This is a genomic window from Microbacterium sp. SORGH_AS_0454, from assembly GCF_031453395.1.
GTDB lineage: Bacteria > Actinomycetota > Actinomycetes > Actinomycetales > Microbacteriaceae > Microbacterium.
The window spans coordinates 141,440-160,572 of the sequence record NZ_JAVIYS010000001.1 but is presented as its reverse complement, the minus strand read 5'-3'; the positions used below and the strand labels follow the sequence as shown (position 1 = coordinate 160,572).

The following is a 19,133-nucleotide window of genomic DNA, read 5'->3' as shown; positions in this document are numbered from 1 at the left end:
GAGAACCAACCGCGGTCACTCGGACCAGGAGTCCGAGCGACCGCGGTTTCTTTCCGTCTTCTTAACGTCTTCGAATAGGGTGCACAGCATGAAGCTCGAGCTCCGCGGCATCACCAAGCGGTTCGGGTCCCTGGTTGCGAACGACCACATCGATCTGGTCGTCCAGCCTGGCGAGATCCACGCTCTCCTCGGAGAGAACGGTGCCGGTAAATCCACACTCATGAACGTCCTCTACGGCCTGTATCAGGCCGACGAGGGCGAGATCCTGCTGGACGACGTCGTCCAGCGCTTCCGCGGCCCCGGCGATGCCATGGCCGCGGGAATCGGCATGGTGCACCAGCACTTCATGCTCATCCCCGTCTTCACCGTCGCCGAGAACGTCATGCTCGGCCACGAGAGCACCAAGGCCTTGGGCGCGCTCGATCTGAACGCCGCCCGCAAGCACGTGCGCGACGTCGCGCAGCGCTTCGGCTTCGAGGTCGACCCCGACGCTCTGGTCGGCGACCTGCCCGTCGGCGTGCAGCAGCGCGTGGAGATCATCAAGGCTCTGTCTCGGGATGCCAAGGTGCTCGTGTTCGACGAGCCCACGGCCGTGCTCACCCCGCAGGAGACCGATGAGCTCATGGGCATCATGCGGCAGCTGCGCGACGAGGGCACCTCGATCGTCTTCATCACCCACAAGCTCCGCGAGGTGCGCGAGGTCGCCGACCGCATCACCGTCGTTCGCCTGGGCAAGATCGTCGGCGAAGCCGAACCCACTGCCAGCAACGGCGAGCTCGCCTCGCTCATGGTCGGCCGCGCGGTCGAGCTCACCGTGGTCAAGGACGCCCCGAAGGCCGCGGCATCCGGGGGCCTGTCCATCCGCAACCTGCGCGTGGTCACGCCCGAGGGAGCCGTGGTCGTCGACGACGTCGATCTCGACGTGCGTCCCGGCGAGATCGTCGCGATCGCGGGTGTGCAGGGCAACGGTCAGACGGAGCTCGTCGAGGCCATCGTGGGGCTCGCCGAGGGGGTGACCGGCACCGTCGACCTCGACGGCACCGAACTGGTCGGAAAGAGCGTGCGCGCCATCCTCGACGCGGGCGTCGGCTTCGTCCCCGAGGACCGAAAAGAGGACGGCCTGGTCGGAGGCTTCTCCGTCGCCGAGAACCTCATCCTCGACCGTTCATCCGACTCCACCTTCGTCTCCGGCGGCACGATCAAGCGCGCCGCGCTCACCGCTTTCGCCCGCGAGCGCATCGCCGAGTACGACATCCGCACCCAGTCGGCATCCACCCCGGTCGGCACGCTGTCGGGCGGCAACCAGCAGAAGGTGGTCATCGCCCGCGAGATGAGCCGCCCGCTGAAGCTGTTCGTCGCCGCCCAGCCCACCCGCGGCGTCGACGTCGGCTCGATCGAATTCATCCACAAACAGATCGTCGCCGCGCGCGATGCGGGCGTGCCCGTGATCGTCGTGTCGACGGAGCTCGACGAGATCGCCGCCCTCGGCGACCGTATCGCGGTGATGTACCGCGGCGGCATCGTGGGCATCGTGCCGGGGAACACCCCGCGCGAGATCCTCGGGCTCATGATGGCGGGCGAGCAGCCCGCGGAGGAGACAGCGTGAGCGGCCACATCCCGAGCACGGGCCCGACCGGAGACGCAGGTCTGCCGCCCGAGCAGCTGCCGACCGCATCGGGGCCGCTGACCGGCCACACACCCGCCGAGACGCCCGCGCCGCCGCGCACGAACCAGTTCCTCACCGAGTTGCTGCGCTCGTCGTGGATCACCACGCTCCTCGCCGTCGTCGCGGCGATGATCGTCGGCGGCATCCTGATGGCGGCTACCAACGACCAGGTGCGCGAGACCTCGGGCTACTTCTTCGCGCGTCCCGGCGACATGCTGGGCGCGATCTGGAACTCCGTCTACGGCGGCTACGAGGCGCTGTTCCGCGGCGCGGTGTTCAACTCCCGCGTCTCCGACTTCGGTGCGCAGATCCGTCCGCTCACGAACACCCTCGGGTTCGCGGCTCCGCTGATCGCGGCCGGTCTGGGCGTCGCTCTCGCCTTCCGCGTGGGTCTGTTCAACATCGGCGGACGCGGCCAGATCCTCATCGCCTGCGCCTTCGCCGGTCTCGTCACCTTCAACCTCGATCTGCCCATGATCATCCAGCTGCCGCTGACGCTCATCGTGGGCATCGCGGGCGGAGCGCTCTGGGGCGGCATCGTCGGTCTGCTCAAGGCGCGCACCGGTGCGCACGAGGTGATCCTCACGATCATGCTCAACTACGTCGCCTACTACCTGGTGACGTGGATGGTGCGCACCCCCGGTCTGCTGCAGCGCCCCGCGGGCGACCAGCCGATCTCGTCGGCGACTCCCGCGAACGCCCAGTTCCCCGAACTGTTCGGTCCGCAGTTCCCGCTGCTCGACCTCGGCTTCGTCTTCGTGATCGCGGCGACGGTCTTCGTCTGGTGGCTCATGGAGCGCTCGAGCCTCGGCTTCCGCCTGCGCGCCGTGGGCGAGAACCCGCACGCGGCCCGCGCGGCCGGAATCTCGGTGCCCCGCATGTACGTCTACGCGATGCTGTTCGCCGGAGGCCTGGCGGGTCTCGCGGGTATGAACCAGATCCAGGGGGCGGTGACCACGGGCTTCGACGGTCTCATCGACTCCGGCATCGGTTTCGACGCCATCACCGTGGCCCTCCTCGGCCGCAGCCGCCCGTGGGGCGTGTTCGCGGCCGGCATCCTGTTCGGCGCCCTCAAGTCGGGCTCGTTCACGATGCAGGCGTCGCAGGGCATCCCCGTCGACATCGTGCTGGTCGTGCAGGCCCTCATCGTGCTGTTCATCGCGGCCCCGCCGCTGGTGCGCACGATCTTCTTCCTCCCCAAGAGCGAGGCCGAGCGCGCGGCCAAAGACCGGGCCAAGGCGGCCAAGAAGGCGGTGGCGGCATGACCGCGACGCATCTCGCGGATGACGCGATCCAGCTGACCACGGTGCGCGTGCGCCACATCAAGCTGGCGGTGAGCCTGACGGTCGTGACGGTGCTGCTCGCGCTGCTGTTCGCCCTTGTCCCTCGCGACGGGCAGAGCACCTTCCGCCTGGGCGACCCGGCCTCCGACATCGACCTCGGCAGCGTCGCGGTGCCCACCGCGGCCACGAGCTGGGGCGTGCTCGTGCTGCTCGTGCTCCTGACCGCCTGGTCGGTCTGGGATGCCGTGAGCTACCGCCGCACCCCGCTGTGGCTTCCGATCGCCTTCGGCGCCCTGGCCGTCTTCGCCTTCCTCGTGTGGGCCGCGGCCGACGGCCTCGTGCCGGTCACCGGCCTGCTGTTCGGAGCGCTCTCGCTCTCCGTCCCGCTGATCTTCGGCGCGCTGGGCGGCGTGATCGGCGAGCGGGTCGGCGTCGTGAACGTCGCCATCGAGGGACAGTTCCTCTTCGGCGCGTTCAGCGCGGCTCTGGTGGCATCCCTCACCCGCAACCCCTTCCTGGGGCTCGTCGCGGCCATGATCGGCGGCGTCCTCGTGGCCTTCGTGCTCGCGGCCTTCTCGATCAAGTACCTCGTCGACCAGGTGATCGTCGGTGTCGTGCTCAACGTGCTCGTCACCGGTCTCACGGGCTTCCTCTACGGCGCGCTGCTTGTGCCGAACGAGGACGTGCTGAACCGCCCGGAGCGCTTCCCCCGCATCGAGATCCCCCTGCTGGGCGACATCCCGATCATCGGACCGGTGCTGTTCAACCAGACCTTCATCGTCTACCTGATGTACGCCGTCGTCGCCGTGGTCGCGTGGGGCCTGTACCGCACCCGCTGGGGTCTTCGCCTGCGTGCCGTGGGCGAGCACCCCCAGGCCGCCGACACCGTCGGAATCAAGGTCAACTCGAGCCGCTTCTGGAACGTCTCGCTCGCCGGTGCGATCGCCGGTATCGGCGGCGCGTACTTCACCCTCGTGTCGGTGGGGCAGTTCACCAAGGAGATGACCGCGGGCCTGGGCTTCATCGCCCTCGCCGCCGTCATCTTCGGTCGCTGGGACCCGATCCGCGCGACGCTCGCGGCACTGCTGTTCGGCTTCGCGACGAACCTGCAGAACCTGCTCACGGTGCTGCGCACGCCCATCCCCAGCGAGTTCATGCTCATGCTGCCCTACATCGTGACGATCATCGCGGTGGCGGGTTTCGCCGGCCAGATCCGGGGGCCCGCGGCCGCCGGAAAGCCCTACATCAAGGGCTGACCCCCTTCCCTTCACGAGAGGATCCACCACTCCACGATGACCGACATCGACTGGGACGAACTTCGTTCGGCCGCCACGGATGCCATGCACCGCGCCTACGCGCCCTACTCGCGCTTCAAGGTGGGCGCCGCTGCGCTCGTCGCCGACGGGCGCATCGTCTCGGGGTGCAACGTCGAGAACGCCTCGTACGGCGTGACGTTGTGCGCCGAGTGCGGACTCGTATCCGACCTGCACATGAGCGGGGGCGGCCAGCTCGTGGCCTTCGTCTGCGTCGACGGTGAGGGACGCACCCTCATGCCGTGCGGCCGCTGCCGTCAGCTGCTGTTCGAGCACGCGATCCCGGGCATGCTGCTCGAGACCGTCAGCGGCATCCGGACCATCGATGAGGTGCTTCCGGACGCCTTCGGCCCCCGCGACCTCGAGGAGGCGGCACGATGAGCGCCGAGCAGTACGACGCCGTCGACATCATCCGTGCGCAGCGCGACGGACGCGCCATCACCGAGGGCGAGATCCGCTGGCTGGTCGACGCGTACACGCGCGGCTACGTCATGGACGCGCAGATGTCGGCGTTCACCATGGCGGTGCTGTTGAACGGCCTCGGTCGCGACCAGATCCGCGTGCTCACCGACGCGATGATCGCCTCGGGTGAGCGCATGGACTTCGGCTCGCTCGGCAAGGTCACCGTCGACAAGCACTCGACCGGCGGCGTGGGCGACAAGATCACCCTTCCGCTCGCCCCGCTGGTCGCCGCCTTCGGAGTCGCGGTACCGCAGCTCTCGGGCCGTGGACTCGGCCACACCGGCGGGACGCTCGACAAGCTCGAGTCCATCCCGGGCTGGCGTGCGGCGCTGTCGAACGACGAGATCATGGCGCAGCTGCGCGACGTGGGTGCGGTCATCTGCGCCGCCGGCACGGGCCTGGCCCCCGCCGACAAGAAGCTCTACGCGCTCCGCGACGTCACCGGCACCGTCGAGGCGATCCCGCTGATCGCCTCGAGCATCATGTCGAAGAAGATTGCCGAGGGCACCGACTCGCTCGTGCTCGACGTGAAGTTCGGCTCCGGCGCCTTCATGCAGGACATCGACCGCGCGCGCGAGCTCGCCGAGACGATGGTCGCCCTCGGCACCGACTCGGGAGTGAACACCACCGCCCTGCTGACCGACATGAACACCCCGCTGGGCCTGGCCATCGGCAACGCCAACGAGGTGCGCGAGTCGGTGGAGGTGCTCGCCGGCGGAGGCCCCGCCGACGTCGTCGAGCTGACGGTGGCACTGGCCCGTGAGATGCTCACGCTGGCGGGCCGGCCCGACGCCGACGTCGAGGAAGCGCTGAAGGACGGCCGTGCGATGGACGTCTGGAACCGCATGATCCGCGCGCAGGACGGAGATCCGGATGCCGCTCTCCCCGAGCCGCGTGAGACGCACACGGTCGTGGCCGAGCGTGCGGGCGTCGTCACGCGCGTCGAGGCCCTGCCGTTCGGCATCGGCGCCTGGCGACTGGGCGCGGGTCGCGCACGGGCCGAGGACGCCGTCGTGCACGCCGCGGGAATCGACCTGCACGTCACCGTCGGGCAGTCCGTGACCGCCGGTCAGCCGCTGTTCACCCTGTCCGCGGACGACGAGTCGCGCTTCGAGCGTGCGCTCGGCGCCGTCGAGGGCGCCCTCGAGATCGGCGACACCGCCCCCGCGGCATCGCCCATCGTGCGCGAGCGCATCACCGCGTGATGGCATCCGGAAAGAGGGACACCGTGGCATCCGAAGAATTCCGCATCGGCCGGACGAAGATCGCCGATCTGCCGAAGGTCTCGCTGCACGACCACCTCGACGGCGGGCTGCGCCCGCAGACGGTGCTCGAGCTGGCCGACGAGATCGGGCTCGACCTGCCCGCCGACGACGCGAAGGGCCTCGAAGCGTGGTTCTCGGACCACCTCGACGGAGGCTCGCTGGAGGATTACCTCGAGAAGTTCTCGGTGACCGTCGGCGTCATGCAGACCCGTGAGGGCCTCGTACGCACGGCCAGGGAGTTCGTCGAAGACCTCGCGGCCGACGGCGTCGTCTACGGCGAGGTGCGGTGGGCCCCCGAGCAGCACCTCACCCGCGGTCTCAGCCTCGACGACGTCGTGGACGCCGTGCAGGAAGGTATCGAGCAGGGAGAAGATGCCGCCGACGCACGCGGGCGGGACATCCGTGTCGGCCAGCTGTTGACGGCCCTCCGCCACAACGACAACGCGCGCGACATCGCCGAGCTCGCGGTCTCGTGGCGCGGGCGCGGTGTGGTCGGCTTCGACCTCGCCGGACCGGAGGACGGGTTCCTGCCGCAGCGGCATCGCGAGGCGTTCGACTACCTGGCCGAGCAGTTTTTCCCCCACGACCGTGCACGCGGGGGAGGGGGCGGGATTGGCTTCCATTCGCTCCGCCCTCCTCGACGGCCGGGCCCTCCGCCTCGGCCACGGCGTGCGCATCGCCAACGACCTCGACGTCGTCTCGCGCGAGGGCGAGGAGGTGCAGGTCACTTTCGGCGACCTCGCCCGTTGGGTGCGCGATCGCGAGATCACGCTCGAGCTGTCGCCCACGTCGAACCTGCAGAGCGGGGCCGTCACGGCCTGGGGCGACACGATGGATGCCCACCCGTTCGACCTGCTGTACCAGCTCGATTTCTCGGTGACCGTGAACGTCGACAACCGCCTCATGAGCGCCACCACGCTCACGCGCGAGCTGGGTCTGCTCGCGCAGGCGTTCGAGTACGACCTCGACGATCTCGAGGCGTTCCAGCTGAACGCGGCGGCGGGGGCCTTCCTGCCGGTCGAGGAGCGCGAGGAGCTCATCGAGATCATCTCGGAAGGGTTCCACCGCTGACGCGGTGCGGGCGGCGCTCACCGGTTTCGGTGGGCGCCGTCGTCGTTTCCGGGAGCGGCGGGGAGGGTCGCGTGGCGTGCGAAACATCCTGAGATGTGTGCCTGACGCGGCGGCGCGGTGCCCTGCCCAGGCGCGATCGCACCGTTTCTCAGGAGTTCGGTTCGGCCGGGGTCGCCGTCGGCGCTGCGGGTGGGGGAGCCGAGCGCGAGACGGGGGGACGGCGTGCCCGGGCGTGTGGCGTGCGAATCTCCTGAGATGTGCGCCCGCACGCCGTCACGTGGGCCGGTCGCGGTGCCGTGGGGTCGAAGACTCAGGAGTGCGGCCCGGGGCGCCGTGCGCCAAGATGCGCTCGAGAGCGGCGCGGACACGGTCCGGGTGATACAGGATGTCTTCGGCTAGCAGTCGCAGCGTGGCGTAGCCGCGTTCCAGAGCGGCCATGTCGCGGCGCCGGTCCTTCTTATGGACCGGCCAAGAGCCGTGGAACTGCTCGCTGTCGCACTCGACGATGAGCCATCCGTCGACGAGCAGGTCGACACGCCCCACACCGTCGATACGGACCTGCAGCTCGACACGGCAGCCCAGCTGACGCAGAAGCAGACGAACCAGCGACTCGGTCCCCGCTTCCGCACGCGAATCCAGCAGTGGACGAAGGGCTCGGAAGCGATGAGGGATGCGCGCGAAGACTTCGGCGATGTCCGCTTCGTCGACAAGTCCGAGGTGCCAGGCGTTGTCGACAGTGGCGACAGCGGACCGCGGCGGTTGGCATCGGATCGCCTGGGCGAGCGCCTCGACGACATCGACTGCGGCACGATCGCGTGGGGCCGACGATGGACGCCAGTGGTAGACGACGTCACGGGGTGCCGGAGGTCGACGGCTCGCGAACGGGTCCTGCTGCACGTGGCGGTGCGGATGATGATGGACGAAGACCCCGCGCATGGCCAACAGGCTGATGCAGTCCAGCCGCCCGCCCAGACGCGCCGCCGCGACGATGTCGCCGTGCGTTCCGGCCGCGACGAACCGCCCCTGCCGCACACGCGCGAGGCTGCCGTCTGCGACAGCGCGAGCGAGAGCGCGCCGCGACCATCCGGCGGCCAGGAGTTCGCGCGTCGTCCACACCGTCTCCTGGTTCTCTTCGGACAGGGGAACGAGGGACGTCACCCGCCCACCCTGGCCGATCTGATCGCCGTCTTCGTTTGGCGAGCGCCCGAGCTGTGGATGACGGGTGCTGGGGAGGAACGGGCGGCACCGAGCTCGCCCGTGCCGAACTCCTGACTCTCCGCGCTGCACGCGCCGTGCGGCAGCGGCGATGGTGCCTGAGCCGCGAGGTTCTCAGGAGTTTCGCCCGCATGGCCGCCGGCGATGGTGCCTGAGCGGCGAGGTTCTCAGAAGTTTCGCTCACATTGCCGTCCGCGCGACGGCGGGCGGAGTCAGGGCCGCGGCAGGAAGCCCGCGAGCTGCTCGGCGATCACCCGGTCGACCTCGGCGGGGTCGGCCGTGGGGGTGCCATCGCCGGGTTGCGGACCGTAGGAGCCGAACGAGGCGTGCGAGGCGCCGGGGATCTCGACGAAGGTCGCGGTCGCGGGCAGCTCGCCCTTGGCATCCGCGATCTTCTGCGGGGTGGACAGGCCGTCTTCGGATCCCGCGAGGCTGAGGACGGGAAGACCGGATGCCGAGAGGTCGTTCGCGCAGTACGAGGCGAAGAGCACAAGGGCGTCGGCGTCGCCGGCGAGTTGGCAGGCGCGGACGCCGCCGAGGGAATGACCGCCGACAGCCCAGGTCGACACGTCCGGCGCGAGGTCGGTGAACGTCGACAGGGGACGGGGATCGAAGAAGGCCAGGTTGAGCCAGGGGCGCGTGATCACCACGGTCACACCGTCGTCGACGACCGTGTCCGCGAAGGTGGCGATGTACCCCTCCGCCTCGACCTTCGCGCCCGGGATGAAGACCAGCCCCTGCCCGGTCGCCCCCGTCGCGGGGGAGAGGACGATGCCCGCACCGTCATCGGTGATCGTCAGAGCCGGGTTCGCCCGGGCCTCGGCGAGCGGGCCGGGTTCGGCGCCCATCACTCCCACCTGGGTGTAGACCAGGATGCCGACGACAAGCAGCACGACGAGAGCGCCCAACCCGCCGAGAGTCCACCGCAGCCATCGCCGGCGACGGCGAGGAGCGCGCGCGGGAGGGGGATCGGCGGGGGTCTCGCTGGGGGTCACCTCTCGAGCGTATCCTCGCCGGTCGGCGTCGAGGGCGCGGTACCCGCCGCCGAAACGCCTCCGCGGATGTGGCGCGCGGGGCGGCACATCGGCGGAGGTTCGAAGCGCAGCGGGTGTCAGGCGGGAAGGGCCGCCTTGCGGGCCGACACGATCTCGACGATGCGCGCGTACAACGGGTGCTCGACGTCGAGGCCGGTGACCTCGGCGGTGAACGCCTCGGCGTCGAGCTCGCGCAGCATCCGCTGCAGGTCGACGGCCTGGGCGTCCTCGGCATCCGAGAACTCCAGAGCCGCGGCCATCGCGGCCACCAGCGCGTCGACGGGAAGGCCCCGGTCGACGGCTTCGGCCGCCGGGCCCACGAAGCGCTCGTGTCGCGAGAGTTTGCGCAGGGGCTGGCGGCCCACCCGCCACACGGTGTCGGGGAGGGCGGCGTTGCGGAACCGGCGCAGGATGGTCGCGCGGTACTCACCCTGCACGTCGGCGTCGAGCTCGTGCTTCTCGACGAGCAGAGCGCTGGTCTCCTCGAGGGCCGCCTCGACCTTGGCCGCGATCTCGGGGTTCGACAGAGCGTCCGAGATGCGGTCGATCCCGGCCTGCGCGCCGAAGTACGCCGTGGTGGCGTGCCCGGTGTTGACCGTGAAGAGCTTGCGCTCGATGTAGGGCTCGAGGTCGTCGACGAAGTGCGCGCCGGGGATGCTCGGCGGGGTGTCGCCGAACGGCAGACGCTCGATCGCCCACTCGTAGAACGGCTCGACGGTGACATCGACACCGCCACCGGACTGCGCCGGGACGATCCGGTCGACCGCGGTGTTGGCGAAGACGGCACGGGATGCCAAGGCATCCCACGACTCGCCCGAGAGCTCGATCACGTGCTCGCGCAGCTGATCGGTGGCGCCGATCGCGTTCTCGCACGCCATGATCTGCAGCGGGGGGAGCGAGGGGTCGCGCAGGGCGAGACCCGCCACGATGTGCGGGGCCACGAACTTCAAGATGGTGGGACCGACGGCGGTGGTCACCACGTCGGCGGTCGCGATCTCGTCGACGAGCGCCTCGGCGTCCACGGAACTGTCGATCGCGCGGAAGCCGGTCACCTCTTTGTCGACGCCGCCCTCGCCCACCTCGTGGACGGTGTACGACGACGCCGAGTTGATGGCCTCGACCAGAGCGGCCGAGACATCCGAGAAGACCAGCTCGTAGCCGCCCTCGTGCAGGAGCAGACCGACGAAGCCGCGGCCGATGTTGCCGGCGCCGAAGTGGACGGCCTTCATGCGTTGACGGATCCGGAGAGGGCCTCGAAGAGCTCCTCGGGGGAGGAGGCGGCCTTCAGGCGCGCGACGTCGTCCTCCTCGGAGAAGAGGATGGCGATCTGCGACAGGATCTCGAGGTGCTCGTCGCCCTTGCCGGCGATGCCGATCACGAACGTGACGGGCTCTCCGCCCCAGTCCACGCCGCCGTCGTAGCGGACGACCGACAGGCCCGAGGTGAGGATGGCCTGCTTGGTCTCGTTGGTGCCGTGGGGGATGGCGAGCTCGTTGCCCATGTACGTCGACACGGTCTCTTCGCGCTGCTGCATGGCGTCGAAGTACTCGGCGGTGACGGCACCGGTGGCCTGGAGCAGGTCGGCGGCTTCCTTCATCGCCTCCTCGCGGGTGGCGCTGCCGGGGTGGATGCGGACGGATTCACTGCGGAGGACGTCTGACATGGTTCTCGCCTTTCTCGTCGTGCTGTCCAGCCTCGCAAAACGCGGGCCGGACGGGAAGACGCCAGGGGTCGGGCTGACGCACCGACCCCTGGCGTGCTAGGGGATTACTTGGCCTCGTGCTGAGCGCGCACCATCTCCACGACCTCGTCGTACTTCGGCGAGTTCATGAAGTTGTCGACCGACACGTGGAGCGAGTCGGGCGACTGCGCCTTGGCGCGGTCGGTGAGCTGGTTCTGGGTGATGACCAGGTCGGCGGAGCCGTCGAGGTTCGCGATCGCCTGGTTGGTGACCGTGACGCCGTCGATGCCGGCCTTCTTGATCTTGTTGCGCAGGACGCTGGCGCCCATGGCCGAGGAGCCCATGCCGGCGTCGCAGGCGAACACGATGTTGTTCAGCTGCTTGGTCGCCACAGTCCCCGCGGCGCCGCCGAGGGCGGCGTCGACATCGCGGTCGGCCGCCTCGGTCGTGCCCGAGCCGGTCGTGCCGGCGGCGCGGGTGCGGAGGGCGCCGAGGGCCGAGGACTCCTTGCCCTTGTTGGCCGCGGTCTGGTCGATCGCGGCGGCGAAGCTGTCGCCCTCGGCCTCCTGGTCGCGCTTGCGCGAGGCGCGGAGGATGACGCCGGCCACCAGGAAGGTCACCGCGGCGGCCACGACGACCGACAGGTAGACCACGAGGAGGTTGGCGGGACCGGCGCCGATGGCGGCGACGGTGACGGCGATGATGCTGCCGGGCGCGGCAGGGAAGGCCAGGCCGCCCTGGAAGATCATGTTCGTCGCGACACCCGAGGCGCCACCGGCGATCAGCGCGAGGATCGTCATGGGCTTCGCGAGGGCGTACGGGAAGTAGATCTCGTGGATGCCACCGAGGAACTGGATGATGATCGCGCCGGGGGCCGACGCCTTCGCCGCGCCGACACCGAAGAAGGTGAAGGCGAGCAGCAGACCCAGGCCGGGGCCGGGGTTCGCCTCGATGAGGAACAGGATCGACTTGCCCGACTCCGCCGCCTGCTCGATGCCGAGCGGGGTGAAGACGCCGTGGTTGATCGCGTTGTTGAGGAACAGCACCTTGGCCGGCTCGACGATGATCGACAGCACCGGGAGCAGGTTGAACTGCACGAGGAACGCGACGATGCTGCCGAGGACCGCGCTGATGCCGAGGAAGACCGGGCCGAAGGCGAAGAAGCCGACGATCGCGAGGACCATGCCGAGGATGCCGGCGGAGAAGTTGTTCACGAGCATCTCGAAGCCGGGGCGGATCTTGCCGTCCCACAGCTTGTCCATCTGCTTGGTGACCCAGGCCGCGAGCGGGCCCATGATCATCGCGCCGAGGAACATCGGGATGTTGGTGCCGACGATGACGCCCATCACCGCGATCGTGGCGACCACGCCACCGCGCGCGCCGTAGACGATGCGCCCACCGGTGTTGGCGATGAGCAGCGGCAGCAGGTACGTGATCATGACGCTGACCAGGCCGACGTAGCCCTGGTAGGTGCCGCCGTCCGCGTTCGCGGTCAGCGCGGTCATGGCGCCCGGCCAGTTGATGGTCGCGGCGTCGCCGCCGCCGCCGAGGATCTCGGCGACCGGAGCCCAGTGCCAGCCGAAGGGGCTGTTGGCACCGAAGAAGCCGGCGGGGATGAAGAGCATGGTGATGAAACCCCATGCGATGAATGCCGCGATGTTCGGCATGATCATGCCGGAGAGGAACGTGCCGAATCGCTGAACCGCGATCCGAGCCCCTCCCGGCTTCTTGGTGGGTGACGTCGTCGTCATTGCTGTGTCTCCTTGACTGGCTGCACGGCCGGAGCCGCGGTGGGGGGCGGCTTACGCCGCCGAGTGGGCGGAGGCTGCCTGGGCGGCCTCTCGGGCAGAGGCCGCGTCATCCGCGGCCAGGGCGGCCTCGGCGATGCGACGGGCATCGTCGAGAGAGTGGGTGAGCAAGGTGGCGCGCACGTCGGCGAGGGCCGTGGGAGCCATCGACAGCGTGGTGGCGCCGAGACCGACCAAAACGACGGCGAGCAGCGGGTCGGCCGCCGCCTCGCCGCAGATGCCGACGGGCTTGTCGTGAGCGCGACCGGCGGCTCCGACCTCGCGGATGAGGCGCAGCACGGCCGGGTGCCACGGGTCCTGGAACGACGCGACGGAGCCGAGCAGGCGGTCCGCGGCGAGCGTGTACTGCGTCAGGTCGTTGGTGCCGATCGAGGCGAAATCCGCGATCTGCAGGATCCGGTCGGCCAGCAGCGCCGACGAGGGCACCTCGACCATCACACCGGTGGTCTTCAGGCCGTAGTCCTTCGCCAGTGCGGTGAAGTAACGGGTCTCCTCGACGGTCGAGACCATCGGCGCCATGACCCAGAGGTCGGCCGGGCCCGCCTCGGAAGCCCGGGTCGCGGCATCCGCTTCCGCCAGGGCGGTGAGCTGCTCGCGCAGGATGTCCTCGCTCGCGCGGAGGGCGCGCAGGCCCCGCAGGCCCAGCGCCGGGTTCTCTTCGTGCGCATCGTTGAGGAAAGGCAGCGGCTTGTCGGCGCCGGCGTCGAGCACACGCACGACGACCTTCTTGCCGGGGAAAGCGCTGAGCAGTTCGATGTAGGCGGCGCGCTGCTCCTCGACGGTGGGCGCGGAGCTCGAGCTGAGGAAGAGGAACTCGGTGCGGAACAGACCCACGCCCTCGGCGCCGAGCTCGACGGCCTCGGCCGCGCCGCCGGGCTTGCCGAGGTTCGCGAGCAGGGGGACCTTCGTGCCGTCGGAGAGCGCCCCGTCGGTGATGGGGGCGGATGCCGCGGTCCTGCGGGCGTCGGCGCGGTTCTGCGCGCGAGCGAGGTCGTCGTCGGTGGGATCGACGGTGACGACGCCTGCGGCGGCGTCCACGATGACGGACTGCCCGTCGACGAGGTCTTTCGCGCCGGCCGCGCCGACGACGGCGACGATCGACTTCTCTCGGGCCAGGATCGCCGTGTGCGAGGTGGGACCGCCCTCGGTCGTGATCAGGGCGAGCACCTTCTCGAGGTCGAGCAGGGCGGTGTCGGCGGGCGCCAGATCCTTGGCGACCAGCACGAAGGGGTGGCCCGGATCCGGGATGCCGGGAGCTGCGACCCCGCGCAGACGCGCGATGACCCGCTGGGCGACGTCGTCGAGGTCGGCGGCGCGCTCACCCAGATAGCCGCCGAGGGCCACGAGCTGCTCGCGGAAGGAGGCGAAGGCATCGTGCACGGCGAACTCGCCGGTCTTCCCGGCCGCCAGACGGCTGTCGACCTCGGCCTCGAGCGTGGGGTCCTCGGCGATCATCGCCTGCGCCTCGAGCACGTCGCGCGCAGCTCCCCCGGCCTGGGCGCCGCGGGCTTCGAGCTCACGCGCGACGGCGCCGATGGCCTCGCGCACGCGCGCGGTCTCGTCTTCGACCGAGAGCTCGCTCTTCGCGTCCTTCGGGGCGGGCAGGGGCTCTGCCATGCGCGCGATGGGTCCCTGGGCGACGCCCAGTCCGATTCCGACTCCACGGAGTTCCGTCATGGTGCTGTGTTTCCTTTACTCGGCGTCGTGGTCGGTGGTCAGAAGCTCCGCGAGGCGCTCCAACGTCGCTTCGGCGGTGTCGCCGTCGGCGGTGAGGGTCACGTAGTCGCCCTGCTCGAGCCCGAGGGCGATGATCCCGAGGATGCTCGCGGCGTTGATGGGCTTGCCGGCGTCTTTGGCGAGGGTCACGGGGATACCGGAGTCCTTCGCCGCCTGGGCGAAGAGCTTCGCGGGGCGCGCGTGCAGGCCGTGCGACGATCCGATGCGGACGGTGCGGGTCAAGTGGGGCATGGTGTCCTCTCCGTCGTTTTTCAGATCGTGTCCGCGGGCTGGCGGGATCGCAGGGCGTCCTCGACCAGGGCGAGGGTTCGGGTGCCGCTGTGGTCGGTGAAGACATCGTCGGGAAGCAGCACCACGCTCACGCCGCGGGGCGCGGCCTGGAGGCGGATGTCCTCGAACTCGAGGGCCAGGTGCGGACCCACCAGCACGATGTCGGCCGCGTCCAGGTCGATCGGGAGCGACTGCGAGGTCCCCGCCGACGCGGAGTAGTCCAGGCCCTTCTCGTGGGCAGCGCGACGGACGCGTTGCGCGACGAACGTGCTCGACGCACCCGCTCCACACACCACGAGGATCTTCATCGACCGGCCTTTCTTCCTCTCGATTGTCCGCACCCCGCTCACAGCGGACAACCAGGTTCGTTTCCCACCCCCCGGAACGCGGATGCCGTGACCTTTCCGCCGCGAGCGTGCACGCTCCTGCGCCCGGTGCGGGAGGGCGTGAAAGGATGGACGAATCGCCGCTCACCGGTGCGGCGCGGAGGACGGATCGTGACGACGAAAGCTCGCCAAGACCGCCTGCTGGCCCTGTTGCTGCGGGACGGGGAATGGTCGACCGCGGCATCGCTCGCCGACGCCCTCGGGGTGACCCCGCGCAGCATCCGTTCCTACGTCACGGCGATCAACGCGCGCGTCCCGGGCGGCGCGGCGATCGAGTCCGGTCCGCTGGGCTATCGCGCGGGGACGGCGGCGGCCGCGGCCCTTCGTGCCCTCACCGGAACGGATGCCGGCACCCCCCGCGACCGCCTCCACACCCTCGTGCGCCGATTGCTGGATTCCGCCGAGGGGATCGACGTCTACGACACGGCGGACGCCCTGCACGTCAGCGCGGCGACCCTCGAGGCCGACCTGTCCCGGGTCCGGGGACTGCTCGGCGGAACCGAGCTCACCCTCGAGCGCTCGGCATCCACCGCTCGCCTGCGCGGAACCGAGGTCGCCCAGCGCCGCCTGTTGTCGAAGCTCGCCCACGACGAGATGGACGCCGGACTCTTCGACCTCGACGCCCTGCGCCGCACGCTCGGCGAGCAGTCGGTCGGGGCGCGCGCCTTCGGGCCGTTCAAAGCCGAGCTCGTCGCGGAACTCGGGGCGCTGGGCTACTACGTCAACGAGATCGGCATCGGCGACGTCGTGATGCATATCGCGATCGCCGCCGACCGCACCACTCGCGACCGCGCCCTCGGCTCGCCGGGCGGCGACTCCTCGGACGCGGCGGCCGCCGTGGTCGACGTGCTCGACCGGCTCACCCTGAAGCACATCGGCGTCCAGCTCGGCTCGGGCGATCTGCGGCATCTCGCGACCCTGGTGCTGACGCGCATCGTCGCCCCGGGATCCTCGGGCGGTGACGGCGTGCGTGCTCGTCTGGATCCCTCGGTGGAGACGGCCGTGCGGCGGGTCGTCGAGAATGCGGCATCCGAGTTCCTCGTCGACATCGCGCACGACGACTTCATCCTGCGCCTGGCGCTGCACGTGCAGAACCTGCTGCACCGATCGCGTGAGCAGGCGTGGTCGCGCAACCCGCTGACGCGCTCGCTGAAGTCGACGTACCCGATGATCTTCGAGGTCGCGGTGTACATCGCGAAGGGGCTGCAGGACGGTCTCGGCATCCCGATCCTCGACGACGAGATCGCCTACATCGCGATGCACGTCGGCGGGCGACTGGAGCGCAGTCGTCGGGCCGATCAGCTGCTGACGGCGACGATCGTGTGCCCGGGGTACTACGAACTGCACGAGCTGCTGCGTTCGAGTGTCGACCGCTCGCTCGGTCAGGCCATCGAGGTCGTCGGCGTCGAGACCCGCATCGACCCGGCCTGGGACTCGATCGAGACCGACCTCGTGCTCACGACCATCGATCCGCCACGGCCGGGGGACCGGTTCGTACGTATCCAGCCGTTCCTCACCGACGCCGACGTCGAGCGGGTGCAGGCCGCGGCCGGGCGTATCCGCCGCGGTCGCCGCCTCGCCCGTCTCCGGGCCGAGCTCGAACGGTACTTCGCGCCCGAGGCTTTCGTGCGGGGGGTGGATGCCGCCGAGGGCGAGGCGGGCGTCATCCGGCGTCTCGGCGGCATGCTGGTCGAGCAGAACGTGATCGACGACGCGTACGTGGCCCGGGCGGTGGAGCGCGAGGCGATCTCGTCCACGGCGTTCACCGACGCTCTCGCCGTTCCGCACGCGATGGGCATGACCGCGACCCAGACCCGCATCGCGATCGGCATCGCCGACCCCTCGATCGCCTGGGGCGAGGGCCGCGTGCAGGTGGTGGCGCTCGTGGCTTTCAGCGAGACCGACCGCGAGGCGTTCCAGACGGTGTTCGAGCAGTTCGTCGAGGTCTTCAGCGAGCGCGACAGCGTGCAGCGCATCGTTCGCCGCGGCACGGACTTCGCAGCTTTCCTGGACGAACTGGTCGCCGTGATCGACGGCTGACCGCGCGCGGCCGGCCGGGGCTCGGACTCCGCAGGTCGGCGGACGCGTTGCGCTTGCGGGAGGGAGAGCTCGTCCGCGATTGCGGGGCGCTCCCGCGAGCGTCAGCCCGCCAGGGCATCGGAGCGTGCGACACCGAGCAGGCGCTCGATCGCGTCGGCCGCGCGCGGGGCTGCCCGGCCATCGCCGTAGAGCTCCCGGGCGCGAGACATGCGGGCGTGTGCGGCGGGGTCGTCGAGCAGGGTGGCAAGTTCGGCGGCGACCACCTCCCGGCGTGTGCCGATGAGCCGCGCGGCTCCGGCCTCGACCCCCTCTCCGCGCTCGGTGGTGTCCCGCACGACCAGGGCGGGCACGCCGAGCGCGGGAGCCTCCTCCTGCACCCCGCCCGAGTCCGTGACCACGCAATGAGCGCGGGCGAGCAGGCGGCCGAACTGGGCGTAGGGCAGAGGTTCGCACAGGATCACGCGATCGGTGTCGCCCACAGCCGAGAGGACCTCGCGACGTACGCGCGGGTTCGGGTGCATCGGCAGGATGGCCACGACGCCGGAGCGGGTGGTGACCGTCTCGGCCACCGCGGCCACGACGCGCGCGAGCGGGCCGTCCCACGACTCGCGCCGGTGGACCGTGACGAGCACGATCCTTTCCCACCCGTTCGCGATCTCCTCCATCGCGGGATCGTCGAAACGCTGCGGATGCGTCCTCTGCCAGCGGAGGGCATCGATACCGGTGTTGCCCGTGACCACGATGTCGTCGGGGGCGATCCCCTCGGCGCGGAGGTTGGCGGCCGCGCTGTCGGTCGGTGCCAGATGAAGCGAGGCCAGTGGCGCGATCAGCCGGCGGTTGCCTTCCTCGGGGAAGGGCGAGCGCAGATCGCCCGATCGCAGCCCGGCCTCCAGGTGGATCACGCGCGACCCCGCGTAGTACGCCGCGACGGCGGCCAGCGCGGCACTGGCGGTGTCTCCCTGCACGACGACGGCATCCGGGGCCGCCTCCGCCCAGCGGTGCGCGAGGGCGGCGAAGATCGCGGACGATGTCTCGGCGAGCGATGCCCCGCTCCGAAAGACATCGAGGTCGACGTCGGGCGCGATACCGAACGACGCGTTGACCTCGTCGGCCATCTGCCGGTGCTGACCGGTGACGGTCACGGTCGTGCGCGCGGAACTGCGTCGCCGGAGTTCCGCGACCAGCGGCGCGCACTTCACCGCCTCCGGGCGGGTGCCGTACACGACATCGATCCAGGGACGACTCATCGGCGGTCCTTTCTGCCCGGTCGGGTACCGGTGCGGCGTCGGTCGCGGCGAAGGGGTGCCGCAACATCGGGGTGATCGGCGGGGGGCGTGGCACTTCTGGCCGTCGACGTGGTCGTGGAGCCGTCTCGTCGGACGGGGTGCGAGGCACCTCCGGCGCGTGCGCGACCTCGTCGTCCGACGTCGGGATCCGCGACCCCTCGCCGCGGGGACTCGCGCAGGGCGATGCGCAATACGAGAAGGATCGCGGCGATGAAGCCGGCGATGACGAAGAGCGAGCCGAGGTAGCGATGCACGAGGTCGAAGCCTTCGCGTCCGTATGCGCTGTACGCCCACGCGGCGGAGCCGAAACGGATCATGTTGCTGGCCACGGCGACGGCCACGCCGACGGCCAGACCCAGAACGACCCGCGCGGAACGTGCGCGCGTCACCCCCAGCACGGCGGCGGCCAGGAGCACCAGCGGGACGACGAGGACGGTCGTCGAGCACAGAGCCGTGATCGAGAGCCCTGCGACCTCGGGGGTGCCGATGCCGAAGTACACGATCGAGCCCGACGCGACCGCGCGACCGGGGGTGAGCGCGGCGACGACGGGCGCGCGCGAGCTGGGCCTCGGCCCGACGCGTGTCGGCTTCCGCGATGACCAACAGCGCCGCGATC

15 protein-coding genes and 2 pseudogenes are annotated in these 19,133 nt (G+C 70.3%); 7 read left to right on the top strand and 10 right to left on the bottom strand.

Translation table 11 applies throughout. The features are described from left to right. The first annotated feature begins 88 nt into the window (after nt 1-88). From QE454_RS00675 to QE454_RS00650, 6 genes and pseudogenes are all read left to right on the top strand, one after another. Nucleotides 89-1,606 (top strand): ABC transporter ATP-binding protein, encoded by a 1,518-nt coding sequence (locus QE454_RS00675; RefSeq protein ID WP_307459064.1) that lies wholly within the window; start codon nt 89-91, stop codon nt 1,604-1,606. Beyond that, the gene (locus QE454_RS00670) at nt 1,603-2,931 is read left to right on the top strand and encodes an ABC transporter permease (RefSeq protein ID WP_307315438.1); all 1,329 of its coding nucleotides are present in this window, start codon (nt 1,603-1,605) and stop codon (nt 2,929-2,931) included. The genes QE454_RS00675 and QE454_RS00670 overlap by 4 nt, the downstream gene beginning before the upstream one ends. Continuing rightward, nucleotides 2,928-4,205: an ABC transporter permease gene (locus QE454_RS00665; protein WP_210072153.1), complete on the top strand. Its 1,278-nt coding sequence runs from the start codon at nt 2,928-2,930 to the stop codon at nt 4,203-4,205. The genes QE454_RS00670 and QE454_RS00665 overlap by 4 nt, the downstream gene beginning before the upstream one ends. A gap of 36 nt (nt 4,206-4,241) precedes the next feature. After that, a complete protein-coding gene (locus QE454_RS00660; RefSeq protein ID WP_013583709.1) occupies nt 4,242-4,643 on the top strand; it encodes a cytidine deaminase in 402 nt (133 codons plus the stop codon). Further along, nucleotides 4,640-5,929: a thymidine phosphorylase gene (locus QE454_RS00655; RefSeq protein ID WP_210072152.1), complete on the top strand. Its 1,290-nt coding sequence runs from the start codon at nt 4,640-4,642 to the stop codon at nt 5,927-5,929. Before QE454_RS00660 ends, QE454_RS00655 begins: the two co-directional genes overlap by 4 nt. Beyond that, nucleotides 5,929-7,060: pseudogene (locus QE454_RS00650) on the top strand (adenosine deaminase). The gene QE454_RS00655 and the pseudogene QE454_RS00650 overlap by 1 nt, the downstream one beginning before the upstream one ends. A 273-nt stretch (nt 7,061-7,333) precedes the next feature. On the opposite strand, the gene QE454_RS00645 reads toward QE454_RS00650, so the two are convergent. From QE454_RS00645 to QE454_RS00610, 8 genes are all read right to left on the bottom strand, one after another. Next, on the bottom strand, nt 7,334-8,218 hold the full coding sequence (locus QE454_RS00645) for a type IV toxin-antitoxin system AbiEi family antitoxin domain-containing protein (protein WP_307459070.1): 885 nt from the start codon (nt 8,216-8,218) through the stop codon (nt 7,334-7,336). A 269-nt stretch (nt 8,219-8,487) separates the two neighbouring features. Beyond that, on the bottom strand, nt 8,488-9,270 hold the full coding sequence (locus QE454_RS00640; RefSeq protein WP_307459073.1) for an alpha/beta hydrolase: 783 nt from the start codon (nt 9,268-9,270) through the stop codon (nt 8,488-8,490). Nucleotides 9,271-9,386: 116 nt separating this feature from the next. Continuing rightward, nucleotides 9,387-10,538, bottom strand: a complete 1,152-nt coding sequence (locus QE454_RS00635; protein WP_307459077.1) for a mannitol-1-phosphate 5-dehydrogenase — start codon at nt 10,536-10,538, stop codon at nt 9,387-9,389. Next, complete coding sequence (locus QE454_RS00630) at nt 10,535-10,972, bottom strand: PTS sugar transporter subunit IIA (RefSeq protein WP_210072148.1); 438 nt, start codon at nt 10,970-10,972, stop codon at nt 10,535-10,537. The genes QE454_RS00635 and QE454_RS00630 overlap by 4 nt, the downstream gene beginning before the upstream one ends. A 104-nt stretch (nt 10,973-11,076) precedes the next feature. Continuing rightward, nucleotides 11,077-12,741 carry a PTS mannitol transporter subunit IICB gene (locus QE454_RS00625; protein WP_307459082.1) on the bottom strand — a complete coding sequence of 555 codons (1,665 nt, stop codon included), beginning with the start codon at nt 12,739-12,741 and terminating at the stop codon, nt 11,077-11,079. Between the two features lie 51 nt (nt 12,742-12,792). Continuing rightward, on the bottom strand, nt 12,793-14,475 hold the full coding sequence (gene ptsP / locus QE454_RS00620) for a phosphoenolpyruvate--protein phosphotransferase (protein WP_210072146.1): 1,683 nt from the start codon (nt 14,473-14,475) through the stop codon (nt 12,793-12,795). Nucleotides 14,476-14,490: 15 nt separating this feature from the next. After that, a complete protein-coding gene (locus QE454_RS00615) occupies nt 14,491-14,766 on the bottom strand; it encodes an HPr family phosphocarrier protein (RefSeq protein WP_210072145.1) in 276 nt (91 codons plus the stop codon). Nucleotides 14,767-14,786: 20 nt separating this feature from the next. After that, a complete protein-coding gene (locus tag QE454_RS00610; RefSeq protein WP_307459087.1) occupies nt 14,787-15,113 on the bottom strand; it encodes a PTS sugar transporter subunit IIB in 327 nt (108 codons plus the stop codon). A 189-nt stretch (nt 15,114-15,302) separates the two neighbouring features. Between QE454_RS00610 and QE454_RS00605 the strand changes: the two genes are divergently transcribed. Then, nucleotides 15,303-17,231: a transcription antiterminator gene (locus tag QE454_RS00605; RefSeq protein ID WP_307459090.1), complete on the top strand. Its 1,929-nt coding sequence runs from the start codon at nt 15,303-15,305 to the stop codon at nt 17,229-17,231. A gap of 101 nt (nt 17,232-17,332) precedes the next feature. Here the strand turns inward: QE454_RS00605 and wecB are convergent, their stop codons facing one another. Next, complete coding sequence (wecB, locus tag QE454_RS00600) at nt 17,333-18,478, bottom strand: non-hydrolyzing UDP-N-acetylglucosamine 2-epimerase (protein ID WP_210072143.1); 1,146 nt, start codon at nt 18,476-18,478, stop codon at nt 17,333-17,335. Next, nucleotides 18,475-19,059 (bottom strand): annotated as a pseudogene (xrtS, locus tag QE454_RS00595) (exosortase S); the annotation flags it as partial. The gene wecB and the pseudogene xrtS, both read right to left, overlap by 4 nt. Nucleotides 19,060-19,133: the final 74 nt, after the last annotated feature.

Coding starts and splice junctions, on each gene's coding strand:
- QE454_RS00675 (WP_307459064.1), top strand. CDS start 89: ATGAAGCTCGAGCTCCGCGGCATCACCAAGCGGTTCGGGTCCCTGGTT.
- QE454_RS00665 (WP_210072153.1), top strand. CDS start 2,928: ATGACCGCGACGCATCTCGCGGATGACGCGATCCAGCTGACCACGGTG.
- QE454_RS00660 (WP_013583709.1), top strand. CDS start 4,242: ATGACCGACATCGACTGGGACGAACTTCGTTCGGCCGCCACGGATGCC.
- QE454_RS00655 (WP_210072152.1), top strand. CDS start 4,640: ATGAGCGCCGAGCAGTACGACGCCGTCGACATCATCCGTGCGCAGCGC.
- QE454_RS00635 (WP_307459077.1), bottom strand. CDS start 10,538: ATGAAGGCCGTCCACTTCGGCGCCGGCAACATCGGCCGCGGCTTCGTC.
- QE454_RS00630 (WP_210072148.1), bottom strand. CDS start 10,972: ATGTCAGACGTCCTCCGCAGTGAATCCGTCCGCATCCACCCCGGCAGC.
- QE454_RS00625 (WP_307459082.1), bottom strand. CDS start 12,741: ATGACGACGACGTCACCCACCAAGAAGCCGGGAGGGGCTCGGATCGCG.
- ptsP (WP_210072146.1), bottom strand. CDS start 14,475: ATGACGGAACTCCGTGGAGTCGGAATCGGACTGGGCGTCGCCCAGGGA.
- QE454_RS00615 (WP_210072145.1), bottom strand. CDS start 14,766: ATGCCCCACTTGACCCGCACCGTCCGCATCGGATCGTCGCACGGCCTG.
- QE454_RS00610 (WP_307459087.1), bottom strand. CDS start 15,113: ATGAAGATCCTCGTGGTGTGTGGAGCGGGTGCGTCGAGCACGTTCGTC.
- wecB (WP_210072143.1), bottom strand. CDS start 18,478: ATGAGTCGTCCCTGGATCGATGTCGTGTACGGCACCCGCCCGGAGGCG.